Source organism: Pseudomonas sp. KBN10P06128 (assembly GCF_037574945.1).
Lineage (GTDB): Bacteria > Pseudomonadota > Gammaproteobacteria > Pseudomonadales > Pseudomonadaceae > Pseudomonas > Pseudomonas aeruginosa.
In genome coordinates this window covers 6,273,245-6,294,721 of the sequence record NZ_JBBELR010000001.1, presented here as the reverse complement: position 1 = coordinate 6,294,721, position 21,477 = coordinate 6,273,245, and the positions used below count along the sequence as shown (strand labels likewise).

Annotated in this window: 18 protein-coding genes; 16 read left to right on the top strand and 2 right to left on the bottom strand. The window is 67.6% G+C overall.

All coding sequences use genetic code 11. The features are described from left to right. Window positions 1–101: 101 nt before the first annotated feature. Window positions 102–1,556: a tRNA uracil 4-sulfurtransferase ThiI gene (gene thiI, locus VQ065_RS29305; RefSeq protein ID WP_003096011.1), complete on the top strand. Its 1,455-nt coding sequence runs from the start codon at window positions 102–104 to the stop codon at window positions 1,554–1,556. Window positions 1,557–1,772: 216 nt separating this feature from the next. Then, window positions 1,773–3,590, top strand: coding sequence for a translational GTPase TypA (typA, locus tag VQ065_RS29300; protein WP_003096009.1), 1,818 nt, complete (start codon window positions 1,773–1,775; stop codon window positions 3,588–3,590). 83 nt (window positions 3,591–3,673) lie between these two features. Here the strand turns inward: typA and VQ065_RS29295 are convergent, their stop codons facing one another. After that, entirely contained in the window at window positions 3,674–4,099 is a 426-nt protein-coding gene (locus VQ065_RS29295) for a helix-turn-helix domain-containing protein (RefSeq protein ID WP_003114472.1), read from the bottom strand. Between the two features lie 83 nt (window positions 4,100–4,182). Here VQ065_RS29295 and VQ065_RS29290 point away from each other — a divergent pair, with 83 nt between their 5' ends. From VQ065_RS29290 to VQ065_RS29250, 9 genes are all read left to right on the top strand, one after another. After that, window positions 4,183–4,767: an SAM-dependent methyltransferase gene (locus VQ065_RS29290; protein ID WP_003096006.1), complete on the top strand. Its 585-nt coding sequence runs from the start codon at window positions 4,183–4,185 to the stop codon at window positions 4,765–4,767. 138 nt (window positions 4,768–4,905) lie between these two features. Further along, a complete protein-coding gene (locus VQ065_RS29285) occupies window positions 4,906–8,511 on the top strand; it encodes a DUF2339 domain-containing protein (RefSeq protein WP_014603502.1) in 3,606 nt (1,201 codons plus the stop codon). Then, the gene (locus VQ065_RS29280) at window positions 8,508–9,902 is read left to right on the top strand and encodes a DUF3999 domain-containing protein (protein WP_003095998.1); all 1,395 of its coding nucleotides are present in this window, start codon (window positions 8,508–8,510) and stop codon (window positions 9,900–9,902) included. Before VQ065_RS29285 ends, VQ065_RS29280 begins: the two co-directional genes overlap by 4 nt. A 108-nt stretch (window positions 9,903–10,010) precedes the next feature. Further along, window positions 10,011–11,951, top strand: a complete 1,941-nt coding sequence (gene estA, locus VQ065_RS29275; protein WP_003095996.1) for an esterase EstA — start codon at window positions 10,011–10,013, stop codon at window positions 11,949–11,951. A gap of 153 nt (window positions 11,952–12,104) precedes the next feature. Further along, window positions 12,105–12,635 (top strand): lactoylglutathione lyase, encoded by a 531-nt coding sequence (gloA, locus tag VQ065_RS29270; RefSeq protein WP_003095993.1) that lies wholly within the window; start codon window positions 12,105–12,107, stop codon window positions 12,633–12,635. Between the two features lie 139 nt (window positions 12,636–12,774). Then, the gene (locus VQ065_RS29265) at window positions 12,775–13,785 is read left to right on the top strand and encodes a class 1 fructose-bisphosphatase (protein WP_003095990.1); all 1,011 of its coding nucleotides are present in this window, start codon (window positions 12,775–12,777) and stop codon (window positions 13,783–13,785) included. 4 nt (window positions 13,786–13,789) lie between these two features. Beyond that, a complete protein-coding gene (locus VQ065_RS29260) occupies window positions 13,790–14,392 on the top strand; it encodes a DUF924 family protein (RefSeq protein WP_003095987.1) in 603 nt (200 codons plus the stop codon). A gap of 72 nt (window positions 14,393–14,464) precedes the next feature. Then, the gene (gene bamE, locus VQ065_RS29255; protein WP_003095983.1) at window positions 14,465–14,722 is read left to right on the top strand and encodes an outer membrane protein assembly factor BamE domain-containing protein; all 258 of its coding nucleotides are present in this window, start codon (window positions 14,465–14,467) and stop codon (window positions 14,720–14,722) included. Further along, on the top strand, window positions 14,719–15,288 hold the full coding sequence (locus VQ065_RS29250; RefSeq protein ID WP_003095980.1) for a lipocalin family protein: 570 nt from the start codon (window positions 14,719–14,721) through the stop codon (window positions 15,286–15,288). The genes bamE and VQ065_RS29250 overlap by 4 nt, the downstream gene beginning before the upstream one ends. Before the next feature lie 142 nt (window positions 15,289–15,430). Here the strand turns inward: VQ065_RS29250 and VQ065_RS29245 are convergent, their stop codons facing one another. Further along, the gene (locus VQ065_RS29245; protein WP_014603504.1) at window positions 15,431–16,792 is read right to left on the bottom strand and encodes a formimidoylglutamate deiminase; all 1,362 of its coding nucleotides are present in this window, start codon (window positions 16,790–16,792) and stop codon (window positions 15,431–15,433) included. Between the two features lie 100 nt (window positions 16,793–16,892). On the opposite strand from VQ065_RS29245, the gene hutC reads away from it, so the two are divergent. From hutC to VQ065_RS29220, 5 genes are all read left to right on the top strand, one after another. After that, window positions 16,893–17,645, top strand: a complete 753-nt coding sequence (hutC, locus tag VQ065_RS29240) for a histidine utilization repressor (RefSeq protein ID WP_003095970.1) — start codon at window positions 16,893–16,895, stop codon at window positions 17,643–17,645. Beyond that, on the top strand, window positions 17,642–18,232 hold the full coding sequence (locus VQ065_RS29235) for a HutD/Ves family protein (RefSeq protein WP_003095969.1): 591 nt from the start codon (window positions 17,642–17,644) through the stop codon (window positions 18,230–18,232). Before hutC ends, VQ065_RS29235 begins: the two co-directional genes overlap by 4 nt. Window positions 18,233–18,373: 141 nt before the next feature. Next, entirely contained in the window at window positions 18,374–19,396 is a 1,023-nt protein-coding gene (locus tag VQ065_RS29230) for an ABC transporter substrate-binding protein (RefSeq protein ID WP_003095966.1), read from the top strand. 15 nt (window positions 19,397–19,411) lie between these two features. Then, window positions 19,412–20,350 carry a fatty acid desaturase gene (locus VQ065_RS29225; RefSeq protein ID WP_003095963.1) on the top strand — a complete coding sequence of 313 codons (939 nt, stop codon included), beginning with the start codon at window positions 19,412–19,414 and terminating at the stop codon, window positions 20,348–20,350. Between the two features lie 18 nt (window positions 20,351–20,368). Beyond that, window positions 20,369–21,166 carry a phosphate/phosphite/phosphonate ABC transporter substrate-binding protein gene (locus tag VQ065_RS29220; protein WP_003095961.1) on the top strand — a complete coding sequence of 266 codons (798 nt, stop codon included), beginning with the start codon at window positions 20,369–20,371 and terminating at the stop codon, window positions 21,164–21,166. The last annotated feature ends 311 nt before the right edge of the window (window positions 21,167–21,477 follow it).

Sequence of the window (21,477 nt, the reverse complement as noted above, 5' to 3'; positions counted from 1 at the left end):
GCAGCAAAAATAACTGTGCATATTTCTGCTCAATACGTGAGCAATTTCAGATATAATTCCGCCCCTTTTTTTCCGTCGCCCCGCGCGTTCGCGTCCCTCGCATGAAACTCATCGTCAAGACCTTCCAGGAAATCACCATCAAGAGCCGGCCGGTGCGCAAGCGCTTCATCCGGCAGTTGGCGAAGAACATCCGCGCGGTGCTGCGCGACCTGGACCCGGAGCTGAAGGTCGAGGGCGAGTGGGACAACCTTGAGGTAGAGACCGCCGTGGTCGACGCCAAGGCCAGGCGCGAGATGATCGAGCGCCTGACCTGCACCCCGGGCATCGGTCATTTCCTCGAGGTCCACGAGTATCCGCTGGGCGATTTCGACGACATCCTCGCCAAGTGCAAGGCGCATTTCGGCGACCAGTTGGCCGGCAAGACCTTCGCCGTGCGCTGCAAGCGCGCCGGCAAGCACGCGTTCACCTCGATGGAGGTGGAACGTTACGTCGGCAGCGGCCTGCGCCGCGAATGCGGGGCTGCCGGGATCGACCTGAAGCAGCCGGAAGTCGAGGTGCGGATGGAAATCCGCCTCGACCGCCTGTTCGTCATCCATCGCCAGCATCCGGGCCTGGGCGGCTATCCGCTGGGCGCGCTGGAGCAGGTGCTGGTGCTGATGTCCGGCGGCTTCGACTCGACCGTGGCGGCCTACCAGATGATGCGCCGCGGGATGATCAGCCACTTCGTGTTCTTCAACCTCGGCGGGCGCGCCCACGAATTGGGGGTGATGGAAGTCGCCCACTACCTGTGGGAGAAGTACGGCCGCTCGCAGCGCGTGCTGTTCGTCAGCGTGCCGTTCGAGGAAGTGGTCGGCGAGATCCTCACCAAGGTCGACGACAGCTATATGGGCGTGACCCTCAAGCGCATGATGCTGCGCGCCGCCAGCCGCGTGGCCGAGCGCCTGGAGCTGGACGCGCTGGTGACCGGCGAGGCGATCTCCCAGGTGTCCAGCCAGACCCTGCCGAACCTCTCGGTGATCGACCGGGTTACCGACACCCTGGTGCTGCGCCCGCTGATCGTCAGCCACAAGCAGGACATCATCGACACCGCCCGGCAGATCGGCACCGCCGAGTTCGCCCGGCACATGCCGGAATACTGCGGGGTGATCTCGGTGAACCCGACCACCCAGGCCAAGCCCTACCGCGTCGAGCACGAAGAGTCGAAATTCGACATGGCGGTGCTCGAGCGCGCCCTGGAGCGCGCCACCCAGCGCACCGTCGACCGGGTGATCGACGAACTCGGCCAGGACCTGCAGGTGGAAGAGGTCGGCGAGGTGCTGCCCGGTCAGATTGTCATCGATATCCGCCATCCTGATGCCCAGGAAGACGAACCCCTGGCCCTGGAAGGCGTCGAAGTCCAGGCGCTGCCGTTCTACGCGATCAACAGCCGCTTCAAGGAACTGGACGCCAACCGCCAGTACCTCCTGTATTGCGACAAAGGGGTGATGAGCCGCCTGCATGCCCATCATCTGCTCAACGAGGGGCACACCAATGTGCGTGTTTATCGTCCGGCTTAAGCAGCCGGGCTTGTTCGGCGGCAGCATCCGCCACCGTCCTCCCGACACGTCCGCCGCCTAGGCCGATGCCCGCCCTTCGGCGTGCCGGCCGGACCGGGGCAGCGTCCGCCTGCTGCCCGCCCCTTAATTGAAGAAGCCTGTCGTGTCGGGCGCCGCCCTGTCCGACCCCACCACCGCCGCGAAGCCGCGCTTCGGGCGTTAAACGAGACAAGACTTGTGATCGAAAATCTGCGCAACATCGCCATCATCGCCCACGTCGACCATGGCAAGACCACCCTGGTGGACAAGCTGCTGAAGCTGTCCGGCACCCTCGACCGCAAAGAAGCGGAAAGCGAGCGGGTGATGGACTCCAACGACCAGGAAAAAGAGCGTGGCATCACCATCCTGGCGAAGAACACCGCGATCAAGTGGAACGGCTACAACATCAACATCGTCGACACCCCCGGTCACGCCGACTTCGGCGGCGAGGTGGAGCGCGTGATGTCGATGGTCGACTCCGTGCTGCTGGTGGTCGACGCCCAGGACGGCCCCATGCCGCAGACCCGCTTCGTGACCCAGAAGGCCTTCAAGGCCGGCCTGCGTCCGATCGTGGTGGTGAACAAGATCGACCGCCCGGGCGCGCGTCCGGATTGGGTCATCGACCAGATCTTCGACCTGTTCGACAACCTCGGCGCCACCGACGAGCAACTCGACTTCCCGATCGTCTACGCCAGCGCCCTGAACGGCATCGCCGGCCTCGACCACGAGAAGATGGACGACAACATGGACGCGCTGTTCCAGGCGATCATCGACCACGTCCCGGCCCCGGTGGTGGACACCGAGGGTCCGTTCCAGATGCAGATCTCGCAGCTGGACTACAACAGCTTCCTCGGCGTGATCGGTATCGGCCGCATCACCCGCGGCAAGGTCAAGTCCAACACCCCGGTGGTGGCCATCAGCGACGACGGCAGCAAGCGCAACGGCCGCATCCTGAAGATCATGGGCCACCACGGCCTGCAGCGCGTCGAGGTGGCCGAGGCGGAAGCCGGCGACATCGTCTGCGTCAGCGGCATGGAGGAGCTGTTCATCTCCGATACCCTGTGCGACCCGCAGAACGTCGAGGCGCTGCCGCCGCTGACCGTCGACCAGCCGACCGTGAGCATGACCTTCCAGGTCAACGATTCGCCGTTCGCCGGCCGCGAAGGCAAGTTCGTCACCAGCCGCAACATCAAGGAGCGCCTGGAGAAGGAACTGCTGCATAACGTGGCGCTGCGCGTCGAGCCGGGCGACAGCCCGGAGAAGTTCAAGGTTTCCGGCCGTGGCGAACTGCACCTGTCGGTACTGATCGAGACCATGCGCCGCGAAGGCTTCGAGCTGGCCGTGGGCCGCCCGGAAGTGGTGATCATCGAGAAGGACGGCGAGAAGCAGGAGCCCTACGAGAACGTCACCATCGACATCGAGGAGCAGCACCAGGGCTCGGTGATGGAGCAGATGGGCCTGCGCAAGGGCGACCTGAGCAACATGATTCCCGACGGCAAGGGCCGCGTGCGCCTGGAGTACACCATTCCGGCGCGCGGCCTGATCGGCTTCCGCAACAACTTCCTGACCCTGACCTCGGGCACCGGCATCCTGACCTCGACCTTCAGCCACTACGGTCCGATCAAGGCCGGCGAAGTCAGCAACCGCCAGAACGGCGTACTGGTCTCCATGGCCACCGGCACCGCGCTGACCTACTCGCTGGAGACCCTGCAGAGCCGCGGCAAGCTGTTCCTCGGCCCGGGCGACGAAATCTACGAAGGCCAGTTGGCCGGCATCAACAGCCGTGACAACGACCTGGTGATCAACCCGACCAAGGGCAAGAAGCTCGACAACATGCGCGCTTCCGGCAAGGACGAAGTCATCGCCCTGGTTCCGCCGATCCGCTTCACCCTCGAGCAGGCGCTGGAGTTCATCGCCGACGACGAGCTGGTGGAAGTGACGCCGAAGTCGATCCGCCTGCGCAAGAAGATGCTCAACGAGAACGACCGCAAGCGCTACGAGCGCAGCAAGGTCTAAACCGTTGCCGTACCGGCGCGCCGCAACGGCGTGCCTCACGGCCGGCAGGCAGGGCAGGGGTGCCCGGCCTGCCGGCCGTTTTGCTATGCGCCGGGCGCTTTCCGGCGTGGCTTGATGGCCCCCGCGGCAGCGGCCCGCAGCAGGCGGCGGAACGTCGGGCAGTCCATGTGTTCGCGCGCCGGACAGGCCGCGGCATGCCGCAGGCCGTCGCGCATGGCGGCGAGGCGGCGGATCGTCCGGTCCAGTTCGTCGGCCTTGGCCGCCAGCGCCGCGCGGTCGATCCGCAACGCGCCGTCGGCTGCGCCCATGCCGGCAATCTCGTCCAGCGACAACCCGGCGGCGCGGCCCAGCCCGATCAGCGCCAGCCGCTCCAGCACGCCTGCATCGAACAGCCGGCGCAGGCCGTGCCGGCCGCTGGAGGCAATCAGTCCCTTTTCCTCGTAGTAGCGCAGGGTCGAGGCCGGTACCCCGGATCGTCGCGCGACCTCGCCTATGTCCAGTTGCCGCATGCCCTTGACCTCAAGTCGACTTGAAGTGGAAGACTAGCGTTTCGGCACCTGGGCCGTGACGAAATACAGACGAGGTGAACCTCATGTGGGACGAACGCTATGCCGCCGAAGAGTATGTCTACGGAACCGAACCCAACGCTTTCCTGAAGGAACATGCGCAGCGGCTGGCCGGGCCGGTGTTGAGCGTCGCCGAGGGCGAGGGGCGCAACGCGGTGTTCCTCGCTTCGCTGGGGCTGGAGGTGCTTGGCGTGGATGGCTCCGCCGTTGGCCTGGCCAAGGCGCGCCGGCTGGCCGAGGCGAAAGGCGTGTCGATCGACACCCTGGTGGTCGACCTGGCGGACTACGAACCGCCGGCAGCGGCGTTCGGCGCGGTGGTGTCGATCTTCGCGCACCTGCCCAGTCGCGTGCGCGGCAGACTCAACCGCCTGCTGGAGCGTTCGCTGCGACCGGGCGGTCTCTTCCTGCTGGAGGCCTATCGGCCGGAACAGCTCGGCCGCGGCACCGGCGGCCCGGCGGACGTCGACATGCTGGTGAGCCGCGCGGCGCTGGAGGCGGAGCTGCCGGATTGCGAGGTGCTGCTGGCGCGGGAAATCGAGCGCGAGGTGGTCGAGGGCCGTTTCCACACCGGCGCGGCCTGTGTGGTCCAGTTCATCGCCAGGAAGAGGTAGCTCGCCACGGGGCGGGCGTCGGAATGCGTCGAATCTCTGGAATGCGGGCTGTATACTCCCGGCGCGGGTTCCGCTCTGGCAGGATGGCCAGGGCAGGTATCAGTGGATCGTGGTACCTCTTGATCAAGGATTCGACGCATGCAATGGATTTTCATGCTGGTGGGCCTGATCCTCGGCGGCTTCGCCGGGGAATCGCTGGTCGGCGCCCTCCTCGGCGGCCTTTCCGGCCTGGCCCTGGGACAGGCAGTCTCGCTGCAAAACCTGGCGCAACAGAACGAGCGCCTGCGCAAGCAGATGAGCGAATTCGCCGAACGCTTCGAGCGCGGCACCGAGGTCATCCACCAGCGCTTGCTGCGCGTGGAGCGCCAGGCGCAGGACCTTCCCGAAAGCGTTCCCGAGCCGGCCGCCGGCATCGACCAGCCGCTCGCAGACACGCCTCCCGCTCCTTCCGCCGAGGTTGCCCCGCCGCTGGACTGGGACATCGAGCTGCCGGCCGTCGAGGCTGCGCCGCCTCCGCCTCGTCCCCCCGAGTCCGTCCAGCCCATCGAGCGTCAGCCGGCGTTCCAGCCTGACGCCCAGCCAGCGCCGCGCCGTGCCGCCCCTCCAGCGCCTCCACGCGAACCCTCGCTGGTCGAGCGTGGCTTCGCCGCGGCCAAGGGCTGGCTGTTCGGCGGCAACACGGTATTGCGCATCGGCGTGGTGCTGCTGTTCATCGGCCTGGCCTTCCTCCTGCGCTACGCCTCGGAACGGGTGGCGGTGCCGGTGGAGTACCGCTACGCCGGGGTGGCGCTGGCAGCGATGGCGCTGCTCGGCGTCGGCTGGTGGTTGCGCGAGCGGCGCGCCGCCTACGGCCTGATCCTGCAAGGCACCGGTATCGCGGTGCTGTACCTGACCATCTTCGCCGCCATGCGCCTGCATCCGCTGATCTCTCCCGGCGCGGCGCTGGCCCTGCTGGTGGTGGTGACGATCTGCTCGGCGATCCTCGCCGTGCTGCAGAACGCCATGGGCCTGGCGGTGGTGGCGGCGCTCGGCGGCTTCGCCGCGCCGATCCTGACCTCCACCGGCAGCGGCAACCATGTAGCGCTGTTCAGCTACTTCGCCCTGCTCAACGCCGGCATCTTCGCCATCGCCTGGTTCCGCGCCTGGCGGCCGCTCAACCTGGTCGGCTTCGTCGGCACCTTCGGCATCGGTTTCGCCTGGGGACTGCGCTCCTATACACCGGAGCTGTTCGCCAGCACCGAGCCGTTCCTGGCCCTGTTCTTCCTGATGTACGTCGGGATCGGCCTGCTCTTCGCCCGCCGCAAGCTGCTGGAGGCCGCGCAGGCGCCTGCCGAGCGCGGCGAACTGCTGCGCTGGTCGGCGCGACAGGCCGACTACATCGACGCCACCGTGCTGTTCGGCCCGCCACTGGTGGGGTTCGGCCTGCAATGCGCGGTGATCGGCCACATCGATTTTGGCATGGCCTTCAGCGCCCTGGCCCTGGGCCTCTTCTACATGGTCCTGGCGCGGGCGCTGCGTGGCCATGCTTCGGCCGGACGCACCAGCCTGCTGGTGGAAATCTGCCTGGCGCTGGGGGTGGTCTTCGGCACCCTGGCCATTCCGCTCGGCCTGGACGCGCGCTGGACCTCGGCCGCCTGGGCGGTCGAGGGCGCCGGCATCTACTGGCTCGGCCTGCACCAGCAACGCCGCCTGGCGCGGATCTTCGCTCTGCTGTTGCAGGGCGGTGCGGCGTTGGCCTACCTGAATGGCGTGCGGCCGGGTGAGACGACGTTGCTGGAGGGTTCGCCGCTGGGCGCGCTGATGCTCGGTGCGGCGGCGCTGTTCAGCTTCTGGCAGCTGCGTCGCGCGCCGGCGAAAGCGCTGGCCGACTGGGAGCCGGCCTGCCGGCCGTTGCTGGCAGCCGCCGGCCTGGCCTTCCTCTACCTGGTCGCACCGCTCTGCCTGGCCGTCGACGGCACCGCCATCGCCTGGGCCGTGGCCGGCCTGGCGAGCTTGTTCGCCGGCTTGCGCCTGGGCTCGCGTACCTTCCTGTTCTGCGCCTTCGCCGTGCAACTGCTGGGCGGTGCGCTGTTCCTCCTGCATTTGCAGGGCGGCGATGGCCAGGGTGGGGTATTCGACTCGGGCTGGCGTGGCTTGATGACCGCCTCGCTGATTGGCCTGGCGCTGATCGGCGGCATGCTGCTGGCGGCGCGCGACCCGCTGGTGAAGGACGACAGTCGGCTGCTCATGGGCTTGAGCCTGGTGCTGCTGGCCGGTCTGGCGTTCGTCAACCTGGCAGTGCTGTTCGTCCTGCCTTGGCGCAGCGCCAGCGCGGTATGGGCCGGTAGCGGGCTGCTGATCATCTGGCTGAGCCTGGTGCTGCGCCAGCGCCTGAGCTTCTACTTCGGCCTCGCCTTGCAGGTAGTGGGCGGCCTGGCGTTCCTCCTCGCCGGGCCGTCGCTGTTCGGCTCGCTGAGCGGCGAAGGCCTGCGGCCCCTGGCCCATTCCGGGTTCTGGACGCCGGCAGTGCTGGCCCTGGCGGCGCTGGTCGGCGCCTGGCGGCTGCGCCGCGCCGGCGAGCGCGAGCGGGCGCTGGGTATAGGTACCCTCGGCCTGGCCGAGCTGTCGCACCTGCTGCTGCTCTGGGGAGCCGGCTGGTGGGCGCTGACCGCGCTGTGCGAAACCGTCCGCTTCGTGCCTTATGGCCTGCGCGAGCATGCGTTGCTGCTGGTGGCCGCGGCGACAGTGGCGTCGTGGATGCTGCTGGCGCTGCGCGAGCGCTGGCGCGAACTGGCCCTGCTGTGCCTGGCGCTGGTCCCGGTGGCGCTGTTGGCCCTGGCCAGTGCCTGGCGTTTCGATTACCAGCCGTTCGGCGAATTCGGCTGGCTGGCCTGGCCGCTGCTGTTCGCCACGCACCTGCTGTCGCTGCGACGCCTTGCCCCGTTGCTGCCGGCGAAGGCCCTGAGCGTCGCCCATGTGCTCGGTTGCTGGCTGTTGCTAGGGGTGCTGGCGCTGGAGCTGCGCTACCTGTTCGCCCTGCTCGCCGAACAGTACAACGCCTGGCGTTGGCTGGGCTGGGCGCTGGTCCCGAGCGCCTACCTGCTGCTGGTGGCTGGCGGGCGGAGCCTGCCCTGGCCGCTGCGCGACTTCCCGCGGGAGTATCGGCTGCTCGCCGCTGCGCCGGTGGCGCTGTTGCTGCTCGGCTGGTTCTGGAGCGCCAACCTGCTCAGCGACGGCGCCGCCGAGCCGCTGCCTTACCTGCCGCTGGCCAACCCGCTGGAACTGGGGCTGCTGATCGTGCTGTTCGCCCTCTACCGCTGGAGCGACGCCAGCCTGGCCTCGCTCGTCGATGGCAATGCCAGCGCGCGCCTGGGGCGCCAGGCGTTGGCCGGCGCCTCGCTGTTCGCCCTGCTGACCCTGGCGGTGTGCCGCGCCGCGCACCACCTGGCCGGCGTGCCGTTCCAGGCCGAGGCGCTGGCCGCGTCGATGCTGGTGCAGGCGGGGCTGTCGCTGGTCTGGACGCTCTGCGCGCTGGGCCTGACCATCGCCGGTACCCGTCTCGGCCGGCGCGACCTGTGGATGGTCGGCGCGGCGCTGGTCGGCGTCGTGGTGGTCAAGCTGTTCTTCGTCGAGCTGGGCAACAGCGGCAGCCTGGAGCGAATCATCTCCTTCATCGGGGTCGGCGTCCTGTTGCTGGTCGTCGGCTACTTCTCACCCTTGCCTCCGCGTCGTGCCGAGGTCGCATCGGAGGCCGAGCAGCCATGACGCGCTCCTTTTCGTTCAGAACCGCCGGCCTGCTCCTGCTGGGCGCCTGCCTGTCCCTGCCGCTGTCGGCGAAGGAGTCTGCCGAAGGTTTCAGCCGCCAGGTGGCGCTGTCGCTGCAGGGCGAAGGTCCCTGGTATCGCCTGAGCATCCCGATGAGCGTGCAGTTGTCGGCTGCCCATGCCGACCTGCGCGACCTGCGGGTCTTCGATGCCGAGGGCGAGGCCTTGCCCTACGCCCTGATGGCCGGCAGCGAGCGCCAGGCCAGCACGTCGCATGAGGCCGAGGTGCGGCTGTTCCCGTTGCGAGGCACGTCCGCCGCCGACGCGACGCAGCCGAACCTGCGGGTGCAGCGCAACACCAGCGGCACCATAGTCGAGGTGCTGACGGAAAACGCCGGGCCGGCTGCCGAGACTTTGCGCGGCTGGCTGATCGACGCGAGCGCGGTGACGTTTCCCCTGGAGCGCCTGCGGCTGGACTGGAGCAGCCCGGAGGAGGGCTTCCAGCGCTTCTCCGTGGAAGCCAGCGACGACCTCGAGCATTGGCAGGCCTGGGGTGACGGACAGATCGCCCGCTTGACCTTCAACGGCGAACGCATCGATGTCAGCGAGGTCAAGCTTCCCGGCCGCCAGGCCCGCTACCTGCGTCTGGCCTGGCCGGCCGGGGCAACCGCGGCAGACCTCCATGGCGCCCGCCTGCAAGGCAGCACGCGGAGCACCGAGCCGGCGCCGATGATCTGGTCCGAGCCGCTGGCCGGGCGCCAGGCAGGGGACGGCGAGTACCGCTGGCAGTTGCCGCTGGCGTTGCCGTTGCAGCGGGTGCGGGTGTCCCTGGAGCAGGCGCTGACCCACACCATCGTCCCGGTGGAACTGTCCGGCCGTGATCGTACGGAGAACGCTTCGCCGCGCCGGGAGGCCGCCTGGAGCAGCCTGGCACGCGGGGTTCTCTACCGGCTGCCGATCGACGGCCGCAACGTACAGCAGAACGAGCTGGAACTGCCGGGCTGGGCGGTGCACGAGCTGCGTCTGCAGGTGGACCAACGAGGTACCGGCCTGGGCCCGGAGGTCCCGTCCCTGAGTGTCGGCCTGCCGGCCAGCGAACTGGTGTTCCTGGTGCGCGGCAGCCCGCCGTACCGGCTGGCGTTCGGCAAGCCCGGCGCGCAGTCGGCGGCGCTGCCGCTCGGCGTACTGATTCCCGGCTATACCGAGAGCAAGCGCGCCACCCTGGGTAGCGCCAGCCTGGGCGAACCGCTGGAGGTGGCCATGGCGGCCGCGGCGCCGGCACCGGGTAGCGACTGGAAGAAGATCGGCCTGTGGGCGGTACTTCTGCTGGGGGTCGCTCTGCTGGTAATAATGGCAATGAGCCTGCTGCGTTCCTCGCCGAACAAGCCATGAGCCGGTTCCGCGCTATGCTGTTCGGCTGAGGAGGCTTTACGACGGGCCCCGGGGCGCATGCCGACGACGCGGCGGCCCGACAATAAAAACAAATCACGGAGTAAGAGAATGATCAGAATGGCGCTCAAGCCACTGGTAGCGGCCTGCCTGCTGGCTTCGCTGTCCACCGCCCCGCAGGCTGCTCCTTCGCCCTATTCGACGCTGGTGGTGTTCGGCGACAGCCTCAGCGATGCCGGGCAGTTCCCCGATCCTGCCGGCCCCGCCGGAAGCACCTCGCGTTTCACCAACCGGGTCGGCCCGACCTACCAGAACGGCAGCGGCGAGATCTTCGGACCGACCGCGCCCATGCTGCTCGGCAATCAGCTCGGCATCGCCCCGGGCGACCTGGCTGCCTCGACCTCGCCGGTCAACGCCCAGCAGGGCATCGCCGACGGCAACAACTGGGCGGTGGGCGGCTACCGGACCGATCAGATCTACGACTCGATCACCGCGGCCAACGGCTCGCTGATCGAGCGCGACAATACCCTCCTGCGCAGCCGCGATGGCTACCTGGTGGACCGTGCCCGCCAGGGCCTGGGTGCCGATCCGAACGCGTTGTACTACATCACCGGCGGCGGCAACGACTTCCTCCAGGGGCGCATCCTCAACGACGTCCAGGCACAACAGGCCGCCGGTCGCCTGGTGGATAGCGTGCAGGCCCTGCAGCAGGCCGGCGCGCGCTACATCGTGGTCTGGCTGTTGCCCGACCTGGGCCTGACCCCGGCTACCTTCGGTGGTCCCTTGCAGCCTTTCGCCAGCCAACTCAGCGGCACGTTCAACGCCGAGCTGACCGCCCAGTTGAGCCAGGCCGGCGCCAACGTCATTCCGTTGAACATCCCGCTGCTGCTCAAGGAAGGCATGGCCAACCCGGCTTCCTTCGGCCTGGCCGCCGACCAGAACCTGATCGGCACCTGTTTCAGCGGCAACGGCTGCACCATGAACCCGACCTACGGGATCAACGGCAGCACGCCCGACCCGAGCAAATTGCTGTTCAACGACAGCGTGCACCCGACCATCACCGGCCAGCGCCTGATCGCCGACTACACCTATTCGCTGCTGTCGGCGCCCTGGGAGCTGACCCTGCTGCCGGAAATGGCCCACGGCACCCTGCGTGCCTACCAGGATGAACTGCGCAGCCAGTGGCAGGCGGACTGGGAGAACTGGCAGAACGTCGGCCAGTGGCGCGGCTTCGTCGGCGGCGGTGGCCAGCGCCTGGACTTCGACTCCCAGGACAGCGCCGCCAGCGGCGACGGCAACGGCTACAACCTGACCCTTGGCGGCAGCTACCGCATCGACGAGGCCTGGCGGGCCGGGGTCGCCGCCGGCTTCTACCGGCAGAAGCTGGAAGCCGGCGCCAAGGATTCCGACTACCGGATGAACAGCTACATGGCCAGCGCCTTCGTGCAGTACCAGGAAAACCGCTGGTGGGCTGACGCGGCGCTGACCGGCGGCTACCTCGACTACGACGACCTGAAGCGCAAGTTCGCCCTGGGCGGCGGCGAGCGCAGCGAGAAAGGCGACACCAACGGCCACCTGTGGGCGTTCAGCGCGCGCCTGGGCTATGACATCGCCCAGCAGGCCGACAGTCCCTGGCACCTGTCGCCGTTCGTCAGCGCCGACTACGCGCGGGTCGAGGTCGACGGCTATTCCGAGAAGGGCGCCAGCGCCACCGCGCTCGACTACGACGATCAGAAGCGCAGCTCGAAGCGCCTGGGCGCCGGCCTGCAAGGCAAGTACGCGTTCGGCGGCGATACCCAGCTGTTCGCCGAGTACGCCCACGAGCGTGAGTACGAGGACGACACCCAGGACCTGACCATGTCCCTCAACAGCCTGCCGGGCAATCGCTTCACCCTCGAAGGCTACACCCCGCAGGACCATCTCAACCGCGTCTCACTCGGCTTCAGCCAGAAGCTGGCGCCGGAGCTGTCGCTGCGCGGCGGCTACAACTGGCGCAAGGGCGAGGACGATACCCAGCAGAGCGTCAGCCTGGCGCTGAGCCTGGACTTCTGAAACGGCGGCCGGCGCCCGGGCGGCGCCGGTCGCGTTTCCCGTCGACGGAACGATCGGCGCGCGCCGGCATCAAGAGAGTAGTACCCCGCTGTTACTCGCCGCCCGGTCGACCGCCATACACTGCCGATCCGTTTCGTTCGAGGGAATCGCCCGATGAGTTTCAACACCGAAGTACAGCCCGGCATCTGCATGGAGCCGGACGCCATTACCCAGGAATACGTGTTCAACCACACCATGTTGCGGGTCAAGGATCCGAAGCGCTCGCTCGACTTCTACTCGCGGGTGCTCGGCATGCGCCTGCTGCGTCGCCTGGATTTCGAGGAAGGCCGCTTCTCCCTGTATTTCCTCGCCATGACCCGTGGCGAAGAGGTGCCCGACGCGCTCGACGAACGCCAGCGCTACACCTTCGGACGCCAGTCGGTCCTCGAACTGACCCACAACTGGGACAGCGAGAGCGACGACAGCCAGTACCACAACGGCAACCAGGACCCGCGCGGGTTCGGCCACATCTGCTTCTCGGTGCCCGACCTGGTGGCGGCCTGCGAGCGTTTCGAGACGCTCGGGGTGAACTTCGTCAAGCCGCTGGACCGAGGCATGAAGAACGTGGCCTTCATCAGCGATCCCGACGGCTACTGGGTGGAAATCGTCCAGGCCAGCCTGAACGGCGAGATGGGACGCGGCTGACGACCGTCGATCGGTTGCGCGCCGCGGAAATGAACCGCGCCACCGCCGCCGATCTCCAACCGGCGGTTGCGCGGAGTCAAGCGTGACCGCCAATTCCGCGTTAAACTGCGCGGGTTTTTTCCTCTCTCCGGAGCCATCCATGTCCCGCGTTACCCTGAGCCGCTATCTGATCGAGCAGACCCGCAGCCACAACACCCCGGCCGACCTGCGCTTCCTCATCGAGGTCGTGGCGCGTGCCTGCAAGGAAATCAGCCATGCGGTGTCCAAGGGCGCGCTGGGCGGCGTACTCGGCAGCATGGGCACCGAGAACGTGCAGGGCGAGGTGCAGAAGAAGCTGGACGTGATGTCCAACGAGATCCTGCTGGAAGCCAACGAATGGGCCGGCAACCTGGCCGGCATGGCCTCCGAGGAGATGGACCACCCCTACCAGATTCCGGGGCGCTATCCGAAAGGCGCCTACCTGTTGGTCTTCGACCCGCTGGACGGCTCCAGCAACATCGACGTCAACGTCTCGGTCGGCACCATCTTCTCGGTGCTGCGCTGCCCCAACGAGTACCTGAACCAGAACGATACCCTGCGCGAGGAAGCCTTCCTCCAGCCGGGCACCACCCAGGTCGCCGCCGGCTACGCCATCTACGGCCCGCAGACCATGCTGATGCTGACCCTCGGCAACGGCGTCAAGGGCTTCACCCTGGATCGCGAGCTGGGCAGCTTCGTCCTCACCCACGACAACATCAGCGTGCCGGAAAGCACCGCCGAGTTCGCCATCAACATGTCCAACCAGCGCCACTGGGAAGCGCCGGTGAAACGCTACGTGGAAGAACTGCTGGCCGGCAAGGAAGGCCCGCTGGGCAAGAACTACAACATGCGCTGGATCGCCTCGATGGTCGCCGACGTCCACCGCATCCTGACCCGTGGTGGCGTCTTCATGTACCCGCGCGACGCCCGCGAGCCGGAGAAGCCCGGCAAGCTGCGCCTGATGTACGAAGCCAACCCGATGTCGTTCATCATCGAGCAGGCCGGCGGCGCCGCCACCAACGGCACCCAGCGCATCCTCGACATCAAGCCGGAGAACCTGCACCAGCGTGTCGCGGTGTTCCTCGGCTCGAAGCAGGAAGTCGAGCGCATCACCGGCTACCACGCGGAGTAGGCCGATGAGCGCGCCCTGGGAGACCCTGCTCGACTGGTGGTTCGGCACCTCCAGCGATGCCGCCGAGGTGGTTGCCCAGCGCAACGGCCTGTGGTTCGGCAAGAACGTCTGCCAGGACGCCGATGCCGGCGGCCGTTTCGGCGACCTGGTGAACCAGGCGCTGGACGGCGGCTTGCAGGAGTGGACGGCCGAGGCCGATGGCTGGCTGGCGTTGATCCTGTTGCTCGACCAGTTGCCGCGGATGATCTACCGCGACACGCCGCGCGCCTACGCCGGCGACGCCCGGGCGCAACGGGTGGTGCGCGAGGGCCTGGAGAAAGGCTTCGACCGCCAGTTGCCGCCGGTGCGCCGGGTGTTCGCCTACCTGGTCCTGGAGCACGCCGAGGACCTGCCCAGCCAGGAGCGGGCGGTAGCCTGCTTCCGCGACCTGCGCGATCAGGTCGGCGGCAGTGCGCGCCAGCCCTTCGATGACTTCTACGACTATGCCGAGCGGCATCATGCGGTAGTCGCCCGTTTCGGCCGCTTCCCCCATCGCAACGCCATTCTCGGCCGCCCTTCCAGCGAGGAGGAGACGGCGTTCCTCAGGGAACCCGGTTCGCGTTTCTGACTCCAAGGCTTCGGATTTCCCCCGCGTATGCCAAGCTGTAGGGCAGCGCTTCCCCCGAACAAGGAGTTCCTCATGGCGTCGTTCCGTACCCTGGCCGTGGTCGCTTTCTGCGTCGTCCTGGCTGCCTGCAGCAAGATCAACCAGGAAAACTATTCCAAGCTCAAGGCCGGCATGAGCAAGGCCGAGGTCGAGGCGATCCTCGGCAAGCCCACCGAGTGCTCCGGCGCGCTGGGCATGTCCAGCTGCACCTGGGGCGACGAGAAGGCTTTCATCAGCGTGCAGTACGCGGCCGACAAGGCGCTGCTCTTCTCCGGCCAGGGGCTCAAGTGATCGGTCTGCCGATCCGGGTGCTCTGCACCCTGTGGCTGGGCTTGTTGCTGGTCGGTTGCGCGGGCTCGCCGAAGAATCCGCCGGCCACCGAGCAGGTCGACCTCCAGCGCTACCAGGGCACCTGGTACGAACTGGCGCGCTTGCCGATGTTCTTCCAGCGCAACTGCGCGCAATCGGAGGCGCATTACCGCTTGCAGGAAGACCAGAGCATCCAGGTGATCAATCGCTGCCTGACCCTGGATGGCGACTGGGAGCAGGTGGAGGGGCGGGCGGTCGCCCAGCAGCCGGGTCGCACCGACAAGTTGTGGGTGCGCTTCGACAACTGGTTCGCCAATCTCTTCCCCAACGTGGCGCGCGGCGACTATTGGGTGCTAGCGGTGGACGACGACTACCGTACCGCGCTGGTGGGCAATCCGAACCGTGAATACCTGTGGCTGCTGTCGCGTACCCCGCAGGTTTCGCAGCAGACCCGCGAACGTCTGCTGGAAGAAGCGCGCAGCCGCGGTTATGCGGTGGACGAGCTGATCTGGCGGGTACCCGACGGCCAGTTGAAGCGGAGCCAGTGAAGGAACGCCCCGCCGGGGCGTTTTTTCTTTCCAGCGCCGTTCACGCCTGGCGGCTGGCGTGGGAAGTATCGGCTTTTAGCGCCCGACGGCTCGAACGAGTGGGGCGGATAAGCGCAACGCGGTTGTCCGCCGCTGTGCAGGGTCAGTCGAGCAGTTCCCCCAGCACCTGGACGAATGCCCGTGCGCTGCGTTCTTCCCCGGCATGCCGGCCGTCGCGCACCACCCATCTGCCGGCCACCATCACGTCGCGCACCTGGCGGTCGCCGCCGGCGAACAGCCAGCGGTTGAGCAGGGCGTCGCCCTCGGCGCTGGCCAGGTAGGGGTCGTTGCCGTCGAGCACCAGCAGGTCGGCGCGGCGGCCCACGGCGAGGCTACCGATCGGCTGCCCAAGGGCCTGGGCGCCGCCAGCCAGCGCAGCGTCGTAGAGCGTGCGGCCGATCATCGGCTGGTCGTCGCAGTACAGCCGGTTGCGTTTCCGGTCGCGCAGGCGCTGGCCGTATTCCAGCCAGCGGAGTTCCTCGACCACGCTGAGCGAGACGTGGCTGTCCGAGCCGATGCCCAGGCGCCCGCCCTGGGCGAGGAAGTCCGTCGCCGGGAAGATGCCGTCGCCGAGGTTGGCCTCGGTGCTCAGGCACAGGCCGGCCACCGCGCCGCTACGCGCCATCGCCGCCACCTCGGCGGGGTCGGCGTGGGTCGCATGGACCAGGCACCAGCGCTGGTCGACCGCGACGTTCTCGTACAGCCATTGCAACGGCCGGCGTCCGCTCCAGGCCAGGCAGTCATCGACTTCCTTCTGCTGTTCGGCGATATGGATGTGGACCGGCAGGTCGCCGTGGCCGGCGGCGAGGACCGTGGCGATCTGCTGCGGAGTCACCGCGCGCAGGGAGTGGAAGCACAGGCCCAGGGAGTGGCCTGCCGCGTCCAGCGGCGCGCGCAGGCGCTGGAGCAGTTCCAGGTAGGCCTCGCTGCCATTGATGAAGCGCCGCTGGCCCTCGCTGGCCGGCTGGCCGCCGAAGCCTGCGTGGCTGTAAAGCACGGGAAGCAGGGTCAGGCCGATGCCGGCGGCGCTGGCGGCGCGGGAGATGCGCAGGGAAAGTTCGGCGGGGTCGGCGTAGGAGCGGCCGTCGAGGTCGTGATGGACGTAGTGGAATTCCGCCACCGCCGTGTAGCCGGCCTTGAGCATCTCGATATAGAGCTGGCGGGCGATGACCTCGATCTGTTCCGGCGACAGCCGAGCGACCATCCGGTACATCAGCTCGCGCCAGGTCCAGAAACTGTCGTTGGGATTGCCGGCGACTTCGGCGAGCCCGGCCATGGCGCGCTGGAACGCGTGCGAATGGAGGTTGGGCATCCCCGGCAGCACGGCGCCGCCGAGGCGTTCGGCGCCGTCGGCGTTGGCGTCGGGACGAATCTCGGCGAGGACTCCGTCCGCGGAAATCTCGAAACGGACATTTCGCGCCCAGCCTTCCGGCAGCAACGCACGTTCAGCGAAAATTGCGGACATAATCAGCTCACACGCAGTCTGTTTTATTTGTATATACATATACAGACGATTAAGCGGTGCGTAAACTCACTTCATCGACGCCTCGACAAGGAGTCTCTCCGTGACGTCCTCTTCTTCCGATCGTTCCCCGCTGGCCTCGCAACTCGGCGAGGTACCGGCGCCGCTCTACGCGCGGGTCAAGCAGATGATCGTCAGCCAGATCCAGTCGGGCGCCTGGCCGCCGCACCACCGGGTGCCCTCCGAGAGCGAACTGGTCAGCCAGCTCGGCTTCAGTCGCATGACCATCAATCGCGCCCTGCGCGAACTGACCAGCGACGGCCTGCTGGTGCGCATGCAGGGGGTCGGTACCTTCGTCGCCGAGCCCAAGGGCCAGTCGGCACTGTTCGAGGTGCACAATATCGCCGACGAGATCGCGGCCCGCGGGCATCGCCATCGTTGCCAGGTGATCACCCTCGGCGAGGAGGTCGCCGGCCCCGAGCGCGCCCTGGCACTGGACGTGCGCGAAGGCCAGCGGGTGTTCCACTCGCTGATCGTGCACTACGAGAACGATATCCCGGTGCAGATCGAGGACCGCTACGTGAACGCCGCGGTGGCGCCGGACTACCTCAAGCAGGATTTCACCCGGCAAACGCCCTATGCCTACCTGACCCAGGTGGCGCCGCTCACCGAGGGCGAGCATGTGGTCGAGGCGATCCTCGCCGAGCCGGCCGAGTGCAAGCTGTTGCAGATCGAACGCGGCGAGCCGTGCCTGCTGATCCGCCGCCGCACCTGGTCCGGGCGTGTCGCGGTGACCGCCGCGCGGCTGCTGCACCCGGGTTCCCGCCACCGTCTGGAAGGACGCTTCAGCTCATGAGCGAATTCCGCATCCTGCGCGCCGTCGACTACCCGAGAATGCCGTGGAAGAACGGCGCCGGCTCCACCGAGGAGATCGCCCGCGACGGCGGCGACGGCCTGGACGGCTTCGGCTGGCGCCTGTCGATCGCCGATGTCGGCGAGTCCGGCGGCTTCTCCCGCTTCGCCGGTTACCAGCGGATCATCAGCGTGCTGGAGGGCGGCGGCATGCGCCTGCGGGTGGATGGCGCGGAATCCGCGCCGCTACGCGCGCGGCAGGCCTTCGCCTTTTCCGGCGACAGCGAGGTGCACTGCACCCTGCTCGATGGAGCTATCCGCGACTTCAACCTGATCTATGCGCCCCGGCGCCATCGCGCGCGCCTGCAATGGCTGCGGGTCGAGGGCGAGCTGGACTGGCACGGCACGGCGAGCACGCTGCTGCTGTTCGCCCAGCAGGGCGGGGTAGCGATTTCCTTGCAAGGGCAACCTCGCGGGCAACTGGCTGCCCACGACTGCCTGTGCGCCGAGGGACTGCAGGGCTTGCAGCATTGGCGCCTGACGGCCCACGAGCCGGCGTGGGTCTGTGCGGTGGAACTCGATTCGCTGTGATTTGCCGGCGCCGCCAGGAAAAAGCGTCTACACCGAAAGGGTAGGCGCTTTTGTCTATCAAAAGAACCAAACGTTATTAATCCAATATTTTTAATGCCTATATAGTTCCGCATGCCGTCCGACTCCAACCGGGAGACCCGCATGCCCCCGCTTCGCCAGATCCTCGCCGTCCTCGCCCTGGGCGCCAGCCTCGCCAGCCAGACCGCCGTCGCGGCGGAATGCCCGTACCCGGGCAAAGTGGTGTTCGCCGGGCTGAACTGGGAAAGCGGCATGTTCACCACCGACCTGTTGCGCTACGTACTGGAAAAAGGCTACGGCTGCGAGACCGACGCGCTGCCGGGCAATACCGTGACCATGGAAAACGCCCTGCGCCAGAACGATATCCAGGTCACCGGAGAGCAATGGGCCGGGCGTAGCCCGGTGTGGCGCGCGGCGGAGGAGGCGGGCGAGGTGTTCTCCGTCGGCGAGACGGTGAAGGGCGCCACCGAGGGCTGGTGGGTGCCGGAGTACCTGGTCAAGGGCGACCCACAACGAGGCATCGAGGCGAAGGCGCCGGAGTTGAGGTCGGTCGCCGACCTGCCGCGCTACAAGGCGCTGTTCCGCGATCCCGAGGAGCCCGCCAAGGGGCGTTTCTACAACTGCCCGACCGGCTGGACCTGCGAGATCGTCAACAGCCAGAAGCTCAAGGCCTACAGGTTGCAGGACAGCTACACGAACTTCCGCACCGGCACCGGCCCGGCGCTGGATGCGGCGATCAGTGCGGCCTTCCGGCGCGGTGAGCCGGTGCTTTTCTACTATTGGTCGCCGACTCCGTTGATGGGCCGTTTCAAGCTGGTGCAACTGGAAGAGCCGCCGTTCAGCGAGAAGGCCTGGGCCACCCTGTCCGATCCGAAGAACCCCGACCCCATCGGTTCCCGCTCGTTGCCGGCGAAGATCACCATTGGCGTTTCCCGCGATTTCCATGACAAGGCGCCGGCGTTGGTCGAGCTGTTCCGCAAGGTCGAGATCCCCTTGCCGCTGTTCAACGAGCTGCTCGCCGACATGGCGCAGAATCATCGCGAGGTCGGCGAGGTGCGTGCGCAGTTCCTTCGCCAGCATCGCGAAATCTGGAGCCACTGGGTGCCGGCCGAAGTCGCCACGCGCCTCGATACCTCCCTGAAGTAAGCCTCGCCAGCCTTCATGGCGCACTACCTGAGCGGGCGTCAGCGCACCCTGGTGCGGCGGCTCCAGGATACCTTCCAGGCGCGCAGCGAATGGCCGACCTGGCTGCTGGTCGCCTGCCTGTACGGCGGTTGGGCACTGCTCGCCAGCCAGTATCGGCATTGGGGCTGGCCGGTGCTGGCGGGGCTGGTGCCGTTTGCCTCCCTCTACATGTCGTTGCAGCATGAGCTGATCCATGGCCACCCGACCCGCTGGCCGAGGTTCAACGCCGTGCTCGGCTATCTGCCGCTGGCCGTCTGGTATCCCTATCCGCTGTACCGTGACAGCCACTTGCGGCACCACCTCGACGAGCAACTGACCTACCCGGGGCTGGACCCCGAGAGTCGCTACGTCAGTCTGTCCGAGTGGCCGCGCCTGGGCTCCTGGCGGCGGCGCTGGCTCTGCCTGGACAAGACCCTGCTCGGTCGCGCCACCCTCGGCCCGTTGCTGGCCCTGGCGGCGATGGCGCGCCTGGAAGGTTCGCGGTTGCGCCAGGGAGAGGGCGCCGCCTGGCGCCTGTGGGGCCTGCATGCCGTGCTGCTGGGCGGGTTGCTGGCCGGGCTTTGGCGCTGGGCGGGCATCCCGCCCTGGCTGTACCTGCCGGCGGTGGCCTATCCGGCCCTCGGTCTGAGCATGCTGCGCTCTTTCTACGAGCACCGTCCGGCCCGCGAGCCGGCGCAGCGCAGTGTGCTGGTCGAGGCGGGGTGGCCGTGGCGGCTGCTGTTCCTCAACAACAACCTGCATCTGGTCCACCACGATCTGCCGGGCCTGCCCTGGTACCTGCTGCCGCGCGTGTATAACGCAAGCCGCCGTGCCTACCGGCGACGCAGTGGCGATTTCCACCTGCCCGGCTATGGTCGTCTATGGCGGCGCCACGGTTGGCGGCCGGTGGATGCGCCGGTGCATCCCGAGCATTGAAGGCAGGCGGACGAGAGCATGATCGATACCCCGGTGGTGGCGGCGCTGGACATGTATGTCGAGCCGGACTGCGTCAGGCAAGCCGGCGCAACCTTCATCGGCGAGGTCTGCCGGCGCCTGGGCGTGCGCCGTTACGCGCCGGCCGCCGCCGATCTGGCGGTGCAGTGGCGACAGCCTAACCTGCTGTTCGCGCAGACCTGCGGCTATCCGCTGATGACCCAGTTGCGCGGCCAGGTGGCGGTGCTCGCGGTGCCCAGCTACGACTTGCCCGATTGCGCTCCCGGCGAGCATTGCAGTCTGTTCGTCGCCGCCGAAGGACAGGCGCGCCAGCGCCTCGGCGACTTCCGCAATACCCGCCTGGCGCTCAACGACCGCGACTCCAACAGCGGCATGAACCTGCTGCGCCATGCGCTGGCGCCGCTGGGGCGAGACTCGGCGTTCTTCGCCGAAGTGCGCATCAGCGGCGGCCACCTGCGCAGCCTTGCGATGGTGGCGGCGGGTGAGGTCGAGCTGACCTCGGTGGATGCAGTGACCTTCGGCTACCTGCAACGCCACGCACCGGAGCGCCTGGCCGGCCTGCGCGTGCTCGGGCGCAGCGCGCCGAGCCCGGCCTTGCCGCTGATCACCTCGCTGCACTGGAGTGCGGCGCAACGCCGCGAACTGTTCGAAGCGCTGAACCTGACGCTGATCGAGTGCCCGCACCTGGCCGCGACACTGGCGCTGAAAAGCTTCCTCCCGGCCGGCGAGGAGCATTACCGGATTCTCCTCGACTACGAGCGTCAGGCGCAGGGCTGGGGTTACCCGCAATTGCGCTGAACGGTGTTACCGAAGGCCCCAAACCGGTGCGCGCACGCTTCGATCACGTGCACCCAGGGCCGTTCCGGCAGGCTCCTTCTCCCGGGGGAGAGGCTACCTTCGCTAATTCTTAACTACATAAAAATCAACGGGTTGAATGAAATTCACGGGAATGTGGAGATATCGCCGGAGGGCGTGGCGGCAGAATTGGCCCTTCCTTTGCTTATACTTGTATGTACAAGCATAGATGTGTTCGGTAGACCCAGCCCGACCTCTGCTTCGTCCCCGAATTCAGGCGCACCCTCGCGGGTCGCCGCCCGTTGAACGCCACG

What these genes read in the sequence shown, in the direction of transcription:
- VQ065_RS29235 (WP_003095969.1), top strand. Translation starts at nt 17,642, where the DNA reads ATGAGCGAATTCCGCATCCTGCGCGCCGTCGACTACCCGAGAATGCCG.
- VQ065_RS29230 (WP_003095966.1), top strand. Translation starts at nt 18,374, where the DNA reads ATGCCCCCGCTTCGCCAGATCCTCGCCGTCCTCGCCCTGGGCGCCAGC.
- gloA (WP_003095993.1), top strand. Translation starts at nt 12,105, where the DNA reads ATGAGTTTCAACACCGAAGTACAGCCCGGCATCTGCATGGAGCCGGAC.
- VQ065_RS29225 (WP_003095963.1), top strand. Translation starts at nt 19,412, where the DNA reads ATGGCGCACTACCTGAGCGGGCGTCAGCGCACCCTGGTGCGGCGGCTC.
- thiI (WP_003096011.1), top strand. Translation starts at nt 102, where the DNA reads ATGAAACTCATCGTCAAGACCTTCCAGGAAATCACCATCAAGAGCCGG.
- VQ065_RS29260 (WP_003095987.1), top strand. Translation starts at nt 13,790, where the DNA reads ATGAGCGCGCCCTGGGAGACCCTGCTCGACTGGTGGTTCGGCACCTCC.
- VQ065_RS29290 (WP_003096006.1), top strand. Translation starts at nt 4,183, where the DNA reads ATGTGGGACGAACGCTATGCCGCCGAAGAGTATGTCTACGGAACCGAA.
- estA (WP_003095996.1), top strand. Translation starts at nt 10,011, where the DNA reads ATGATCAGAATGGCGCTCAAGCCACTGGTAGCGGCCTGCCTGCTGGCT.
- VQ065_RS29265 (WP_003095990.1), top strand. Translation starts at nt 12,775, where the DNA reads ATGTCCCGCGTTACCCTGAGCCGCTATCTGATCGAGCAGACCCGCAGC.
- VQ065_RS29295 (WP_003114472.1), bottom strand. Translation starts at nt 4,099, where the DNA reads ATGCGGCAACTGGACATAGGCGAGGTCGCGCGACGATCCGGGGTACCG.
- VQ065_RS29285 (WP_014603502.1), top strand. Translation starts at nt 4,906, where the DNA reads ATGCAATGGATTTTCATGCTGGTGGGCCTGATCCTCGGCGGCTTCGCC.
- bamE (WP_003095983.1), top strand. Translation starts at nt 14,465, where the DNA reads ATGGCGTCGTTCCGTACCCTGGCCGTGGTCGCTTTCTGCGTCGTCCTG.
- VQ065_RS29220 (WP_003095961.1), top strand. Translation starts at nt 20,369, where the DNA reads ATGATCGATACCCCGGTGGTGGCGGCGCTGGACATGTATGTCGAGCCG.
- VQ065_RS29280 (WP_003095998.1), top strand. Translation starts at nt 8,508, where the DNA reads ATGACGCGCTCCTTTTCGTTCAGAACCGCCGGCCTGCTCCTGCTGGGC.
- VQ065_RS29245 (WP_014603504.1), bottom strand. Translation starts at nt 16,792, where the DNA reads ATGTCCGCAATTTTCGCTGAACGTGCGTTGCTGCCGGAAGGCTGGGCG.